Raw genomic sequence first — 14,895 nt, 5'->3', positions numbered from 1 at the left:
TCGCGTCAGAAAATATGCGATCAAAAACGTAATAATTTTTCATTCTTGGGGAGGGGTCCTTTGCCTAAAGCAGTAATAGTTGCGCCATGGTTTGGGGTTGAATCTGGAGGAGCCGAGATTGCCCTGCTGAAGATCGCCAATGGATTAATAGCTTTGGGATATGAAGTAGAAATTTTTACATCACGCTCTATTGTCCCATACGGCGACTGGTTGGAAAATCCTGAGCCTAATGAGCGGGAATTAATTTCCGGAATTCCTGTGAGCCGTTTCTCCGTAGATGTAAGAGGTTTTGACAGGTATGTTCGCGCCGTCGCCGCACTGAAGGATCCCAAAAACATGAACTATTACATGAGGGATGACTTCTTTCGTTACGGGATGACAAGTTGCGATCTGGTTGCTGCAGTAAGTGCGTTACCAGAGGACGTTCTGATAATCGGAGGGCCATTCTATCAGGCGTTGATCCATAACGTGGTTTCGGCGTGCCCTGGTCGAGTCATCGTGATGCCCGCATTTCATGACGAGGTTCCATTTTATTTTGAAAGTGTCACTCGTCTCATACGGAGTGCTCGTGGCCTCTTGCTACTAACTGAAGCTGAGAAACAACTGGCCATTCGAGTGCACGGACATGCCTTTGACCGCGCTAAGTTTGAAACGCCGGTGCTTTCTCTGCCATATATCAACGAAACCCTTGTCCGCGATAATAGTTCGTCGCTTACTGCTAAATTGCTTGGGGATTACATGCTTTATGTCGGCAGGCTTGACGAAGGAAAGAATATTACACAATTGATGCAATGGCACCATGCCGCTTGTGAAAACATGCGGAGAGAGGGTGAAGATGTCGTGCCGCTTATAATGGTTGGTTCAGGAGTAATACCTGAATTCAAAAGCCAATTCGTTAGGTTCGCAGGGCGTGTTGATGAGGTGGAAAAAGCAAAATTATTATCTGCGGCAATGGGGTTGGTGAACCTGAGTCTAAATGAAAGCTTTAGTTTTGTTGTTTTTGAAGCTTGGCAACATAAAATTCCTGTTCTAGTTCATAAGAAATGCGAAGTTATGCGATCTCATGTGGATGAAAGTCTGGGTGGATATGCATGTGAGACTCCATCTGAATACTTCAGTGCGCTACAGCATTTCAAAAATAAAACATTAAATGATATATTGGGCTGGAATGGAGTGAAATACGCAGACAAGGTTTGCGATTGGGATGGTTTTTTGCGCCGTCTTAGAGGTATAGTTGAGGTGTGTTCGTGAAAATTATCATAGATGGACTGACCGCTCGAACTCCCACGTGGCAACGTGGCATAGGGAAAACGATGCAGCGCTTGCTTTCGGAGATAATTTTTAATTTTCCGCTTGCGGATATCTTTATAATGGGTCTTGATGACGCTTTTATTCGAGAGAATCCATATTTGGAGCGTGTAGCTACATTTCACCGTATCGACGAGAGGATTCTCAATCGACCGTTTGATCAGAGGTCTGCTCTCTACTCCGCTGAAATTGAAAATATCGGAGGGGGGCAACCTGACACTCTATTCTGGCATCCTAACCCTATGATGCTTGATCAGATACTTCCCTACCATCTGTCCTTGCCTACGTTGCTCACGATCTATGACTACATTCCTCTTTTCAATCCCGAGCTTTATCTTTCGCAATGGTCGGGTGAAGAGAGAGATGAGTATCTAAGGCGAGTTGAATTTCTGGGGGCATCAAATGTCCACATAGCAGCAATATCAAATACTGTTGCGCAGCAGAGCCGTGAGGTTGCGCCGATGTCATCAAGGATATGCGCGGCGCCTATCGCAATAGATCATGATATATTCATGGCGCCTGAAGCAATGGCGACTAATGACGGTTATATAATTCTCGTTTCGGGGGATGATCGTCGAAAAAATATATTGGGATTTCTTTCCGCTTTTTGCAAGTTTCACCAAGTTCACCGAGATCTAAAACTAAAAATCGTTTGCAGTCTATCTGAAGCCACTAAAAATTCTATTTGGAAGGTTGTGGATCAGAATAAGTGTCGGGATGCGGTTGAAATCGTCGGTTTTGTTAGTGACTGTAGTTTGGCACATTTAGTTAGAAACGCATCTATCGCGGCCATGCCATCCTACGATGAAGGATTTGGTCTACCAATCATCGAAGCAATGGCTAGTGGCGTACCGGTAGTTAGCTCAAATATACCGGCCAGCCGAGAGGTGGGCGGCGATTTGGTGTACTATTTCGATCCCTCATGTGAGGAGCAAATTATAGATGCGCTAGAGAAATGTCTGTCTGACCTGTCGTCGGGTCGAATTTCTCGGGATGTACTGACGGATCATGCGAGACAATATACCTGGCGGAAGACGGGACTTGATTACGCTCGTATTATTCGAGGCATTTCTTTACCTGAGCCTGAGCCGGCTTCAAAAAATACCCGTCTGCGTATTGCTCTATTAACGCCATGGCCACCTCAAAGAAGCGGAGTTGCCAACTTTGCAGAGATCCTGGCTCATTCGTTAGTGGAGGATTTTGATTTGACGGTGGTCGCTAAAGGTGTCGAGGGTGACGAATTTTTTCGGGGACTTAGTTTCGTAAGTAGCCATGATTTTGATGCTGAAAATTATGACATTATTTTATGCCAAATTGGCAATAACTTTCGATATCATTCATGGATATATCCGCACGCGCTTTCCAAGAAATCAATAGCAATTGTTCATGATGTTTTTATTCATCCATTTTTGCAGTTCAGCTATCGGGCTGGAATTTTGAAAAATGAGTATATAGAGGTGTTGCGGAATCATTTTTCACGGGAGGTTGTCGCTAGATTTATCGATAGTGATTTCGATGGGTTATCCGTTTTTGATTGTACCGGACTGTCTGTGCTGGCTAGGAGGTCGGGGGGAATTCTTGTGCATAACCGATACGGTCGAGATGCAATCCTTCGTGAAGTTGGCGAATCGTCTGTGCTCTTGGAAATGGCGCCATTAGCGCTGCCTCCCAATCGTGATGACGTTCACAAAAGAAAACCGCCTACCAAAAAATTTGTAATTGGTTGCTTTGGGCACGTGACTCAGTTCAAATTGCCAATTGAGGTGCTGGCGGCAGTAAGCAGACTAAGATCGGAAGGTTTTCCAATAGAGCTTCGATTTGTAGGTGATTTGGGGGACCAAGAGAGAGTTCTTAAAGATGCTATAGACCGGTATGACATGAAAGACCTTGTCAGCTTGGTGGGCTTCGCGGATCAAAATGATTTCATTGAAAATCTCTGTTCCTGTGACGTAGTTGTGAATCTGAGGTTTCCGACATTGGGTGAGTCTTCTGGGGTTGTTTACGAGGCCATGTATTTGGGTTGTCCGCTGGTTGTGTCTGACAACGGAAGTTTCTCTGACCTTCCAGAACAAGCAGTTGCCAAGGTGCCGGCTGTATCAAATGTTCGGGAAGATCTAGCAGACTGCTTGCGGAAATTACTTTGTGATCCATCGGCGAGAAAAAGAATGTCGGACATTGGCAGGCAATATGCTCTAGAGACCGCATCTTTCGAACGGTACCGAAAATCCTTGCATCGCCTCATACTCAGGGTAAACGGCGTTAATGCATCCATGTCTTAAATATATGAATGGGATGGTTTTAGATGATTGGAAATGGAGATATTGTTTCTAGATTATTGCATGAAGAGTACGCTAGTATTCTTCATGCTCTTGGCAACTGTGTCAGCGGCGACGACTTTCGTAGGGTTGCAGTTTCCGCATTGGCGTTGTCAAGAAACCTGATGTCGAATCGTTTAGAAAGGGGCGATTCTAAGATTTTGGGCGTTTCATTCTTCCACTCTCCCTCTGTAAAAGAGTTTTTACTGCACGATTTGCTTCAATTGGATCCAGCGGGTGGCGCAGGAATAGATGATTTTTTTTGCTCGGGGAAAATACGCAACGCTCTTGAGGGGGTAGCGGCTGATCTCAGAGCTAAAGACAAGATTCTCTTAGTTCAGGAGGATACTGTCGCTAACTGGCTAGGTGAGGTTCTCGTCGTCGATATCAAGTCTATTTCGGCAATTGACTTGATTTCATTTCTTTTCCTTGTGTCTCTCAAGCGAAGTTGCTCTCTGCAGGATCTCGAGTTACTTCAAGAGTTGGTAGTGGCTTTTGATGTCCCAGATAATCGCCATGAATCTATAGATCGCGTTCTTGAGACCATCTTGGAGTCAGATGAAGCTGCCATGCAAAAAACATACTGGGTGCGTATCTGAAATGGTGTTTTGGCGCGCTATTTGGGGCGCCGGATAGACCCAGGGCTTCACAAATACTATCGAGAGGCGGATGGCGGAGGTCCTTGCTGCGTATTTTGGCCACGAAACGCTAGTTCCCGCGATGCGGCGCAGGTCATCTACCGAGATTTTCGATGGGGCGCGATCGAAGACTTTCCTGAACTTTCGGCGAGCGTGAGCTCTTTTCAGGAGCGGCTTGTAGCTTGCCGGTGCTAGCCTCGACGTCTGAGTATTCCTTCGTTGTTTTGCGTGTCAGGTTACGGGATTGTGGGTAAGCTTTGATTGTTTTGTAAACGGGGGAGGGGGCGTTGCGGTTTGGAGCGTTTATCGTTGGATTGATTGTATACGTGTGCTTTCAGTCGCTTGGAGCATGGTTTTTGGGGTTTGGGTTTTGGTCGATCCTTGGCCTTGGTGTTTTGGCGGTGGTCTTGTCGCAGGTTTGCTACCTGTTTGTGATTGGTGTGATGGTTGGCCGGGAGAGTTCTGCGCGGTCGAGCGTCATCACGGATGAGGTTGAGGGTGGGCGACACTACGGTGTCGAGCGCCCTCCGGTCGAGACGGCGCGGGAGCGGTGAGGCCAGGAGTCCATGCTGAGTTGGCATTTGAGCCCCTGTTTTTTTGCAGGGGCTCTGTGTTTTTTCAAGTTCTTGCGTAGACGTCCTGGTATCTGACGATGTCGTCTTCGCCGAGGTATGGTCCTGTTTGGACTTCGATGAGGACCATTGGGACTTTTCCTGGGTTTTCCATGCGGTGGACGGCGCCGAGAGGGATGTAGACGGACTGGTTTTCGGTGACGAGGCGGACGTCGTCATCGACGGTGACCTTTGCGGTTCCCTGGACGACGATCCAGTGCTCCGAGCGGTGATGGTGGGATTGCAGGGAGAGGGCGGCACCTGGGTTGACGTGGATGCGCTTGACCTGGAAGCGGTCTGCGAGGACGAGGGTCTCGAACCAGCCCCAGGGGCGGTGGTCGACGGGGAACTCGAGGGCCTGCTTGATGCCGCGGTCCTTGAGGATCTGGACGGCCTTTTTGACGTTTTGTGCCTTGGAGACATCGGCGACCATGACGGCATCGCGCATGGCGACGGCGACGACGTTCTCGAGGCCGATGGCGACGAGTTGCTGGTCGGGGGCCTCGGCGCGCAGGAGGGTGTTCCTGCAGTCGAGGGCGGTGGCGTTCGGTGAGACGGCGTTGCCGTCGGTGTCCTTGCCGGACTCGAGCCAGACGGCCTCCCAGCCGCCGAGGTCGGACCAGTGTCCGTCGAAGCGCACGGCGGAGAGGTTGGAGGCCTTTTCCATGACAGCGTAGTCGATGGAAAGGTCCTCGACCTTGGCCCAGGCCTCTGGATCGATGCGGCAGAAGCCGAGGTCGGCCTTTGCGGCCTCCATGGCCTTTGTGACCTGTGCGAGGATCTCCGGAGCATGGGCCTGGAAGGCGCGGATCATGATGTCCGCGCGGGCGAGGAAGACACCGGCGTTCCAGAGGTATCGCTTGTCGGCGAAGAGGGTGTCGGCCTTGGCCTGATCGGGTTTTTCGAGGAAGCGCTCGAGGCGCAGGGCGCCGTCGCTTTCCTCGCCGGTCTCGAGCCAGCCGTAGCCGGTCTCGGCACGGGTCGGGGCGATGCCGAAGGTGACGATCTGGCCGGCCTCGGCCGCCTGGACACCACCGGCGATGGTTGCACGGAAGGCGGCACCATCGGAGATGGCGTGATCGGAGGGCAAGAGGAGCATGAGCCCGTCGGGATCCTTCTCCAGCACCTGGATGGCAGCGGCGCAGGCGGCGGGAGCGGTGTTGCGGCCCTCTGGCTCGATCAGGATGGCCGAGGGACGCACGCCGATCTCGTCGAGTTGCTCGGTGACGATGAAGCGGAAGGGGTCACCTGTGACGACGAGGGGATCGGCGAAGCCCGCACAGGCAAAGCGCAGGGCAGAGGCCTGGAAGAGGCTGTTGTCGCCCAGGAGATCGGCGAACTGTTTGGGGTAGGACTTGCGCGAGAGGGGCCAGAGCCGGGTGCCGGAGCCACCGCAGAGCAGAACAGGATGGATCATCGGACAATCTCCTCGGGTAAAATGCGTGTTTTCAGCCCTTGTAGGCTGTTCTCCGGCAGAGAACAGCCTCATCGCGGTCGCGGTAGAAGGCGATGTCGGGACGTGTCACCGCGCGGGCACGGGCAATGGAGCGCGTGGGCAGGTGTTTCGAGCCGGATTCGTCGGCGATAACCTCGAACTCGGCGGCCTTGAGCAGGGCCAGGAGCCCGGCGTGGTTGGGCGAGAAGAAGTTGGTGGCATCGCGGTTGAGTTCGCTGCCGGGATAGAACTGCAGTAGCGGCGTCCGGTTGGCCCCCGGGCAGGCCTCGACGAAGGAGCCGAAGGTGCCATCGTCGAGCTGGGCATGGTTGTCGAGGGCGGCGGTCTCCACGAACAGCTCGGCCCCCTCCTTCATCACGCCGCGCACCCGGTCGAGGCCGAGGAGGACATGGCGCAGGTGGTAGATGACACCGAGGCAGAGGACGATGTCGAAGGTGCCGATCTCGTCCGGGGTCATGTGGTAGAGGTTCTGGACGCGCCATTCGACCTTGCTGTCGAGGGCGCGGGCGGCGATGTGGAAGCCGGTGGCGCTGGCATCCACGTGGTCGAGAGCCATGACGGTGGCCCCGCGCCGCTCGCATTCGAAAGAGAAGAAGCCGTCCCAGGCACCGATGTCGAGAACCCGCTTTCCGGTCATGTCCCTGGGCAGGCCGAGGGCGTCGAGATGGGCGAGTTTTTCCGGTGTCTTGTCGATGCCGGGTGTCTCGAAGTCGTCGAAGATCCTGATGCGGTGGAACCAGCGGTGGTCTGCGGCTTCCGCCCGGATGGCGGCAGTATCGATCTGGGACATGGGAGCTCCTGTCAGGTCTGCGAACATCCGAGGCGGTCGTTGTGCCGCTTGCGGGTAAACTTGCGCGGGGTGGGGCTCTGCTCCGCCGGCGGGGCAGGGGAGACCTGCCGGTTCCGGTACTCGGGGGTGGAACGGATGAAGGCGGCCAGGGCCTCGCGGGTCTCGTAGGCCTGGAAGGCGAGCATGTTGTGCTCGGCGGGGGGCCGCCCGAGGAGGTCCTGGAAGGTCTGGGCCACCTCCTGGCGGCGCAGGGTCAGGGCACCAAGAAGGCCGAAGAGGGGCCGGTCATAGAAGCGGAAGGTGGTGACATCGCGGCTGGCATGCACGCCGGCGTTCTGCAGCACCTCGATCTTGCGGTCGGCCACGCGCTGCGCATCGACGCGGGCCACCACGGCGCGCAGGCGGGCAGGATCGGGGACATGCCCCGGGGCGATGTGTCGAACCGCGCGGTCCAGCTGTTCGACAGGCGCCGAGACGAGATCCTCGTAGGGCAGGGGGAGGACGGCCTCGCCCTGGGCGAAGTCGGAGGTGACCCATTTCGAGAGGAAGTCGAGGTAAGGGGTGAAGCGCTCGCTGGCGAAGCGGCGGAAGCTCTCGGGGGTGTCTTCGAGGCCCTCCCGCACGGCGAGTTCGAAGTTGGACACGACCGAGGGCGCGAAGTCACGGTACTGGACCAGGTACCGTTTGCCCGGAAGCTGGGGCATGGCGAGCGCGAAGTCGTGGTTCTTGGTGAAGACCACGCGGTCGGCATGGGCGCAGGGGCTCTGGCGGCAACAGGCTGGGATCGCGGGATCCGTGGGACGCCCGACGTGATGCTCGCAGTAGACGAAGGCCGGGCCGAAGTAGCCTGTGAGCAGGCGCACCAGCAGGTGATGCCCGCTGCGCGGCCAGCTGACGCCCGAGACGTGGGCGAAGGTGACCTGCGGGACCTGGGCCGCCGTGCTCATGCGCTGGCCCTCCAGTCCGTGCCGTCCTCGGGCCCGGTTTCCGGCCCGATCCTCGGGGCGCTGTCGAGGGCTGCGAGGATGTCGCGCATGCGGGCGGCGTAGCGGGCACCGATGACGGCCTCGGAGAACTCGGCCTGGACCTTGCGGCGGGCGGCCTGGGCGCGACGGGCGAGTTCGAGGGGGTCCTCCTTCATGGCGCGCATCTGGCGGGCGGCATGGTCGACGCGCGGCTCGGCCCAGGTCTGGCCGGGCCGCACGAAGATGTAGTCGTCCGGAGTGAGCTGCACGAGATCGTGGTCGACGAGCCAGCAGGTGTCCGGGTCGCAGAACTCCATGTTGCCGGAGAAGCCCGTGGCGAGCACGGGGACGCCGAGGTTCATGGCCTCGAGCATGCCGAACCCCCAGCCCTCGGAGCGGTGCAGCGAGATGTAGGCGTCCGCGCCCTTCTTGAGCTTCAGAACATCGCCGTACTGCAGGGTCTCGTCGATGAGGATGATACGGTGATCCGCCGCGAGCCTCTCGTCGATCGCCTTCCAGATGCGCATCTGGACCGGGTCCTGCACGCGGGTGCGGTTCTGGGTCTTGATGACCAGGCGGACGTCGGGCACGCCCTTGAAGGCCTTGGTGAAGGCCTCGAGGACGCCGAGCGGGTTCTTGCGCTGGACGAAGGAGAAGCTGTCGAAGGTGGTCAGGAAGACGAACTGGCCCTTGGGGATGCCGCTCTTCTCCTCGAGGAAGGCGCGGGCCTTCGCGGGCTCGATCTCGGGCAGGGCTTCGAAGCTCATGCCGACATTGATCACCGGCTTGTCGGTGTGGGGCTGGTAGATCGAGACGCCGTAATCGGAAGAGACCCAGATCTCGTCGAGGAGGTCCATGGCCAGGTGATGGCAGGCGGCGGGACTGTCGAGTTCCCAGTAGAAGTAGCCGATGTTGTAGGCTCCTTCCATGACATCGGGCTGGTAGGCCACCGAGAGGGGGATGGATTCGGCGTTGAGGTGGAAGAGGTTGACGCGGGCGGGCCGGTAATCGGAGACATCACGCTCGGCGTTGAAGCCCTCCGGGGCGGGGTTGTCGAGGCTGAAGTCCACGGTGTTCATCGTGAGGCCTGCATCCCGAGCGAGGGTGTCCTGCAACATGGCAGCGGAGAGCCGGGTGGCCTGGCCGAGGCCGGAGGCCTTCCTGACGGGTCCGATGACCTGGATGTCGACCTTTTCTCCTTCCGGGGCGGGCAGGCGCGCCAGTTCGAGGCGGTGCCCCTCCTCGGTGAAGGTGTTGAACACCAGGGCGTCGAGATCGAAGCCGCGATGGCGCAGCACGGCTGCATAGGTCTTGCGGTCCAGAACGGGCAGGGACAGCCCCAGGCTCTCGCAGAAGCGGGCCAGGGGGGAGGGGGGCTGCGGGAGTGCGGTGGGCGCGCGCAGGCTGCGCAGGGAGAGCGTGCTGCGGGCTTCCTGGGAGGGGGCCGGGGCCAGTGCCGCCTCGCGGGAGGTCTCGGGCAGGTAGCGCAGGAGGTCGGGGCGGGAGATGGCGAGGATCATGAGCGCGCAGGTCAGGTCGCGCCGCCCCGCGCTGGTGTCGAGCGCCAACTCGGCGAACTCGGGGGTCTCCGCGTGCTGGCGGATCATGAACTCGGAGAGGGGCCAGGGCTGTCCCTTGAAGCGCTCGGGCACGTGGGCGAGCGTGGCGATCATGTCCTCGGGGACGAGACAGTCTTCGCAGCCGATGGCCTGCACCTGGTTGATGGCCCACCAGTATGTGGCCCAGGCGACCCAATCCGGGTTGGAGAAATCCATGGTGTGCAGGATGGGGTGAACCTCGAGCAGGAAGGCCCACGCCGCGCGCGAGAGGTGGTGGGGCTGACCTGGCATGATGACCGGCTCGTTCAGCCAGGCGATGGCTTCGGCGGAGAGCGGGACGCGCAGGCCGCGGCGCATGGGGGCGTAGGCGCCGAGGTAGAACTTGTGGAAATGCGCGAGCTCGGCGGGACGGGCGTCCGGATCGAACTGGCTGTCGACGCGGTTCCGGTAGCGGACGAACTCGGTGTAGGCGCACATCGGGGAAGGCAGCGGGCGCGTCGGCTCAAGATAGTTCTGCGATCCGAAGAGCCGCGCAGCCTGCGGGGACAGGCGGTGTGGCACCAGGGGCGGGGGAGGGGCCATGCGGGCGAGGTCGGAGAGCAGGTTCAGGCTGGCATAGAGACGCTTCCTGAGTGCGCTGTCATGGCGAACCGGGTTGGACTGATCGCCATCGCAGAGCTTCTGATGGCCCAGGTGTGTGCTGGTGGAGCCTGCGAGGATGCGCAGTTCGACCGTGCCGCCATTGGCCTCGGCCAGCCGCATGAGTTCGGGGGCGAGCGGCACGGCAAAGCCGTAGCGCCCATCCCCGATGCCGGCGGTCTCCAGGTCCTGGCGGTGGATGTTGGCACTGGTCTCGCAGATGCGGGCGCCCTGCACGAAGACGCCGATGCGCGGACGCAGGCGGGGATCGGCGGGCTTCTGGGCCCAGCCCTGAAGCTCCTGCCCGATCACGCCGTCGACATGCCCCCGGAACCCGCCCAGCTTGCGCTCCAGGCGGGCACGCAGTGCCAGGACCTTGTCAGGCAGCCTGGGCATCAAAATCCGCCTTGGCCATCATGGCGGCGAGGTCACGGACACTGGTCTGTGCCTCCCAGCCAAGGGCATTGCGGGCTTTTGTGGCATCGCCAATGAGCAGCTCGACTTCCGCGGGGCGGTAGAACTTCGGGTTCACCTTCATCACGAGGCGGCCGCTCTTGCGGTCGATGGCAGTCTCCTGCTCGCCTTCGCCGACCCAGTCGAGGTTCATGTCGAGTGCTTCGGCAGCATAGGTGAAGAAGTCGCGGATCGTCGTGGTGACCCCGGTGGCCAGGACGTAGTCATCGGGTTCGTCCTGCTGCAGCATGCGCCACATGCCGTCGACGTAGTCGCCTGCAAAGCCCCAGTCGCGCTTGGAATCCATGTTGCCAAGCTCGACGGCCGCGTTGCCGCCGCGGGCGATGGCGGCGAGGCCGAGCGTGATCTTGCGGGTGACAAACTCCTTCCCGCGCAGCGGGGACTCGTGGTTGAACAGGATGCCGGAGCTGGCGTGCATGCCGAAGCTCTCGCGGTAGTTCATGGTGATGTAGTGACCGTAGACCTTGGCGACGCCATAGGGCGAGCGGGGATAGAGACGGGTGGTCTCGCGCTGTGGCACCTCCTGGACAAGGCCGAACATCTCCGAGGTCGAGGCCTGGTAGAAGCGGGTCTCGGGAGAGACGGTGCGCAGGGTGTCGAGGATGCGCACCACGGCCATGCCATCGACGTCCGCGGTATAGGCAGGCAGGTCCCAGGACGATCCGACGAAGCTCTGGGCCGCGAGGTTGTAGAACTCGTCGGGCTTGAGGTCGCGGATGGTGCGGAAGATGTTGTTTGGCTCGCCGAGGTCGAACTCGTGCAAGTGGATATCGCGGGTGATGCCAAGCAGATCCAGCCGCGTGGTCTCCGGATGAGAAATCCGCCGCACCCCGCCGTGGACTTCGTAGCCTTTGCTCAGAAGAAGCTTGGCGAGGTAAGCACCGTCCTGTCCGGTAATGCCAGTGATGAATGCCGTCTTCATGGTGGGGCCTCCTGTGTCTCGTGCCCCTTGTCTGGCTCAATCATGCTTAAATGCAGGTTAAGCGAGCCACGGTAATTTTAGCGGTGAAGACGTTTTGGCAGAAATGCCCGGACGTACCCGGATCTGCCCGGGGTCAGGCCAGCACGTGCCACAGCCCGTAGAGCGTCACGGCCCACAGCAACAGGGCCATGGGCACGGCAGGCAGAACCCACCAGCCACGGGGAAACCGCTCCTGGTCCTGTTCGGTGCCTTGGAAACAGGCGGGTATCCGGGTGAACAGCATCTGCGCCTCTCATGTCTGCACCGGTGTGCAACCTCGTGAAGATATAAGGATTGGAACGCCGTTTGGATACCCGCTCTGGGGGGGCATTGGGACATTCCGCCTATCCGGCCGGGCAAGGGGACATCCTCCGCGCGGCATGATCCACTGAACGGAGCGCATTCGCCCTCTAACACAAGACGGCATGCAGGCTACAGCAAGCACCGCGCATTCGACAGAGGGCGTGGCGCCTTGAACGTGACGCGCGCGACAAGCAGCGGAACACTCCCCGCAAAAGGCGTTCAGCAGGTGACAGGAACCGGGCCGCGGAACGCGGAAGGCAGCGCGCGGGATGCACTCCGCAGAAGCCGTAAAATCGCCCGAGAGGGGCGATTTTCCACATTGAGTACAATCCCTTATCTCCGACTCCACTTGCGTTGGGAGTCGGCGGGCTTGTACGAAGTTGGCAAGAAATAGGAACGTATACTTCACATGCCCAAAGCCCGACGCCTGACCGATCAGGAGCGCTCAACGATCGTTCGAGAGCGGGCCAAGGGCGTTGCTGCGAGCGATCTCGCCGCGCGCTTCACGGTGAGCCCCAAGACGATCTACAACGTCCTCAGTCACGGTCGTTCGATGAAGTCGGCCAACAAAAGCCGGTTGCGCGTTCTGACGATGCGCGTGTCAGAGCCAGACCCGCGCCGGTTCGACGCGGCGCTTTCGCGGCGTGGGATTGCGCAGCCTCGGCGCGGCGCTCAACCGGGTCGGCAACAACGTGAACCAGGTTGCGCGGCGTCTGAACGAGGCCAGGGTGCCGGGCGAGAGACCGTCGTATCCGGCCTCAAGTCACCACGACGTCCGCGCCCTTGCGGGGCTGGTCTTCGATCTGGCCGACCAGGTCCAGGAGATGTCGTGAGCGCGGCGCAGTGTGCTGGACCTTGAGATCACCCATGCCTTGGCTGGCCTTGCCGCGAGGGACGCTGATGGCGAGCCGTAACGCCCTTCGGGGCATCGACCTGGCGCTTCGCGATCGCGGTTGGAGCCGGGGGACCTTGCTGATGTTCAGAACCATATGGCCAAGGCCTGACAGCCGAGGGCCACATCCCCGGTCACAGCGTGTGCATATAGATGACACATGCTGTAGAATGACCATATCCTGTGCCAAAGCCGATTGTAGGTGAGCCAGGTTGCAGGCATGATGTTTGCGATTTCGGGGGGCGCATGAAGTGCGGGCAGTCCTGGCCCTCGTGACACGAGGTGTCGGCGGGTGATTTCGTTCTGACAGTCTCCACACACCCCCAAAGAGACCACGGGAGAAGTTACCAGGCTTCCCCCCAAGAGGACGCGCAGATGGCAGGTAACGGGCGATCATCCATGAGACAGTCGAAACTCGGCTCACGCCGCCTGGCGGGCCTTGCGCCGCACCTGCTGGTGGCATTGGCCGCCGTCTCAAGCCTGTCGAGCGCCACGCCCCTGTTGGCACAAAGCGAGAGCGTCGCTGTCGGTGACCTCTCCGTACCCCTGAGCCGGCAGCGCCAGCACGAAGGCCTGCTCATGGTGGATTACCAGCAGATCAACGTTCCTGGCATTGAAGATATCGATCTGCTTGGCACCCACGCCATGTTGCGCGTGAATGACTGGGCCTACCTGGGGCTCGGGGGATACTTCCCGCTGGCACAGGGGGAGTACGGTGGCTTCATGGCCCTCGGGGGCATCGTTCATGCGCAGACCAACATCACGGACCGGATCTTCGTGAATGCAGGCCTGTCGTTCGGCGGTGGTGGTGGGGGCCTCAGCATCGCTCAGAGCCGCCAGTTGTCCGGAACCGGGGGCTACCTGCGCACCTATGCAGGCCTGGGCTACCAGTTCGACGGGTATGCACTTGGTCTCACCTACTCGAGCATGGAGTTCAAGGACTCCCTGATCGACGATGACCAACTGAGCATCTTTTTCCAGAAGGACTTCGGCTATCGCACGGGGTCTTACGACAAGCAAAATACCGGCCTGTCTTTCCTGCCGGCCTCCGAACTGCAGGGCCATGGGGCCATGCTGTCCTTCGGTCTCGACAACTATCACCAGATCAACCCGCAAGGCAGCTACAAGGGGGACATCCACGCCGCCGACCTGCAGTACAGCAACTTCGGCCCGCGCGGCGGCTATTGGTACGTGGCAGCCGCTGCGGGCTACGAGGGGCTGCCACTCTATAACCAGTTCATCGCGGGCGCAGGCAAGCGTTTTGCCCTCTCGGAACGGGTCAACCTCTATGCCCAGGTCGGGGCCGGGTCAGGCGGTTACGCGCCTTCGCTGATCGAAACGGGGTCCGGCCTGCTGGTCTACCCCAAGGTGTCCGCCGAGTACCGCCTGAACAACACCACCGGCGTCGCACTCACCGCAGGATACCTGATGTCCGTGGACGGCTCCTCGCGCAACGCGACCGTCGGCATCGCGTTGAACCGCCACTTCGGCAACCCTGCCGCCGAGAACCGCCGGGGGAATATCATCTCCGGGCGCTTCAAGGGCTATCGGTTCAGCGTCGCGAACGAGACCGTCACCGACGTGAGCTATCTCGACGTCAAACGCGACGACTTCAACATGATGACCTTGCAGCTGGACAAGTCGCTGGGCGATCACTTCTACATGCCAGGTCGCATCGCGATCGCTTACGAAGACTATCGCAGCTACCCCGGCAACGGGGAGATCTCCCTCGGCCTCGGGGTTCAGAGCCGATACCTTTCCGGCGACAGGATGCAATTCTTCGGCGAGGTCCAGCTGGGTGCCAATGTCGAAGGCCCGATCGTGCGTCCGGCTGTCGGCGTGGAGCTGGCCGTGAACGAGAATGTCGCTCTACGGGCCTCCGTCGCCCAGGCCTATGGCCGGGACTACGAGGCGAGCAGTATCAGCCTTGGTCTTACCAGCCGGTTTTCGCTTCTGGAGTTCTGACGTCTCGGCCGACCCCAGA

11 protein-coding genes and 1 pseudogene are annotated in these 14,895 nt (G+C 59.1%); 6 read left to right on the top strand and 6 right to left on the bottom strand.

What is annotated here, in order from left to right; genetic code table 11:
• Positions 1–60: 60 nt before the first annotated feature.
• Genes ACP16H_RS20680 through ACP16H_RS20670 form a run of 3 tightly spaced genes read left to right on the top strand, consistent with a single transcriptional unit; the run spans position 61 to position 4,222 of the window.
• Positions 61–1,251, top strand: a complete 1,191-nt coding sequence (locus tag ACP16H_RS20680) for a glycosyltransferase (protein ID WP_425074137.1) — start codon at positions 61–63, stop codon at positions 1,249–1,251.
• Positions 1,248–3,587, top strand: coding sequence for a glycosyltransferase (locus ACP16H_RS20675; protein WP_425074136.1), 2,340 nt, complete (start codon positions 1,248–1,250; stop codon positions 3,585–3,587). The genes ACP16H_RS20680 and ACP16H_RS20675 overlap by 4 nt, the downstream gene beginning before the upstream one ends.
• A gap of 23 nt (positions 3,588–3,610) precedes the next feature.
• Complete coding sequence (locus tag ACP16H_RS20670; protein ID WP_425074135.1) at positions 3,611–4,222, top strand: hypothetical protein; 612 nt, start codon at positions 3,611–3,613, stop codon at positions 4,220–4,222.
• Between the two features lie 657 nt (positions 4,223–4,879).
• Here ACP16H_RS20670 and ACP16H_RS20665 read toward each other — a convergent pair.
• From ACP16H_RS20665 to ACP16H_RS20640, 6 genes are all read right to left on the bottom strand, one after another.
• The gene (locus ACP16H_RS20665; protein WP_425074134.1) at positions 4,880–6,289 is read right to left on the bottom strand and encodes a mannose-1-phosphate guanylyltransferase/mannose-6-phosphate isomerase; all 1,410 of its coding nucleotides are present in this window, start codon (positions 6,287–6,289) and stop codon (positions 4,880–4,882) included.
• Positions 6,290–6,320: 31 nt separating this feature from the next.
• Positions 6,321–7,118 (bottom strand): class I SAM-dependent methyltransferase, encoded by a 798-nt coding sequence (locus ACP16H_RS20660; protein WP_425074133.1) that lies wholly within the window; start codon positions 7,116–7,118, stop codon positions 6,321–6,323.
• A gap of 11 nt (positions 7,119–7,129) precedes the next feature.
• Entirely contained in the window at positions 7,130–8,065 is a 936-nt protein-coding gene (locus ACP16H_RS20655; protein ID WP_425074132.1) for a hypothetical protein, read from the bottom strand.
• The gene (locus ACP16H_RS20650) at positions 8,062–10,677 is read right to left on the bottom strand and encodes a glycosyltransferase (protein ID WP_425074131.1); all 2,616 of its coding nucleotides are present in this window, start codon (positions 10,675–10,677) and stop codon (positions 8,062–8,064) included. Before ACP16H_RS20650 ends, ACP16H_RS20655 begins: the two co-directional genes overlap by 4 nt.
• A complete protein-coding gene (gene gmd / locus ACP16H_RS20645) occupies positions 10,661–11,677 on the bottom strand; it encodes a GDP-mannose 4,6-dehydratase (protein WP_425074130.1) in 1,017 nt (338 codons plus the stop codon). Before gmd ends, ACP16H_RS20650 begins: the two co-directional genes overlap by 17 nt.
• Positions 11,678–11,810: 133 nt before the next feature.
• Complete coding sequence (locus ACP16H_RS20640) at positions 11,811–11,960, bottom strand: hypothetical protein (RefSeq protein ID WP_425074129.1); 150 nt, start codon at positions 11,958–11,960, stop codon at positions 11,811–11,813.
• 468 nt (positions 11,961–12,428) lie between these two features.
• Between ACP16H_RS20640 and ACP16H_RS20635 the strand changes: the two are divergent.
• The 3 genes and pseudogenes from ACP16H_RS20635 to ACP16H_RS20625 form a co-directional block, all read left to right on the top strand.
• A pseudogene (locus ACP16H_RS20635) lies at positions 12,429–12,500 on the top strand (hypothetical protein); the annotation flags it as partial.
• Between the two features lie 169 nt (positions 12,501–12,669).
• Complete coding sequence (mobC, locus tag ACP16H_RS20630; RefSeq protein WP_425074128.1) at positions 12,670–12,852, top strand: plasmid mobilization relaxosome protein MobC; 183 nt, start codon at positions 12,670–12,672, stop codon at positions 12,850–12,852.
• 458 nt (positions 12,853–13,310) lie between these two features.
• Positions 13,311–14,876: a hypothetical protein gene (locus ACP16H_RS20625; protein ID WP_425074127.1), complete on the top strand. Its 1,566-nt coding sequence runs from the start codon at positions 13,311–13,313 to the stop codon at positions 14,874–14,876.
• Positions 14,877–14,895: the final 19 nt, after the last annotated feature.

The sequence above is a fragment of the Sagittula sp. S175 genome (assembly GCF_049800975.1).
Lineage (GTDB): Bacteria > Pseudomonadota > Alphaproteobacteria > Rhodobacterales > Rhodobacteraceae > Sagittula.
The sequence above is the reverse complement of the archived record's forward strand: the minus strand, read 5'-3'. Positions and strand labels throughout refer to the sequence as shown.

Coding starts and splice junctions, on each gene's coding strand:
- ACP16H_RS20670 (WP_425074135.1), top strand. CDS start 3,611: ATGATTGGAAATGGAGATATTGTTTCTAGATTATTGCATGAAGAGTAC.
- ACP16H_RS20655 (WP_425074132.1), bottom strand. CDS start 8,065: ATGAGCACGGCGGCCCAGGTCCCGCAGGTCACCTTCGCCCACGTCTCG.
- ACP16H_RS20625 (WP_425074127.1), top strand. CDS start 13,311: ATGAGACAGTCGAAACTCGGCTCACGCCGCCTGGCGGGCCTTGCGCCG.
- ACP16H_RS20660 (WP_425074133.1), bottom strand. CDS start 7,118: ATGTCCCAGATCGATACTGCCGCCATCCGGGCGGAAGCCGCAGACCAC.
- gmd (WP_425074130.1), bottom strand. CDS start 11,677: ATGAAGACGGCATTCATCACTGGCATTACCGGACAGGACGGTGCTTAC.
- ACP16H_RS20665 (WP_425074134.1), bottom strand. CDS start 6,289: ATGATCCATCCTGTTCTGCTCTGCGGTGGCTCCGGCACCCGGCTCTGG.
- ACP16H_RS20650 (WP_425074131.1), bottom strand. CDS start 10,677: ATGCCCAGGCTGCCTGACAAGGTCCTGGCACTGCGTGCCCGCCTGGAG.
- ACP16H_RS20640 (WP_425074129.1), bottom strand. CDS start 11,960: ATGCTGTTCACCCGGATACCCGCCTGTTTCCAAGGCACCGAACAGGAC.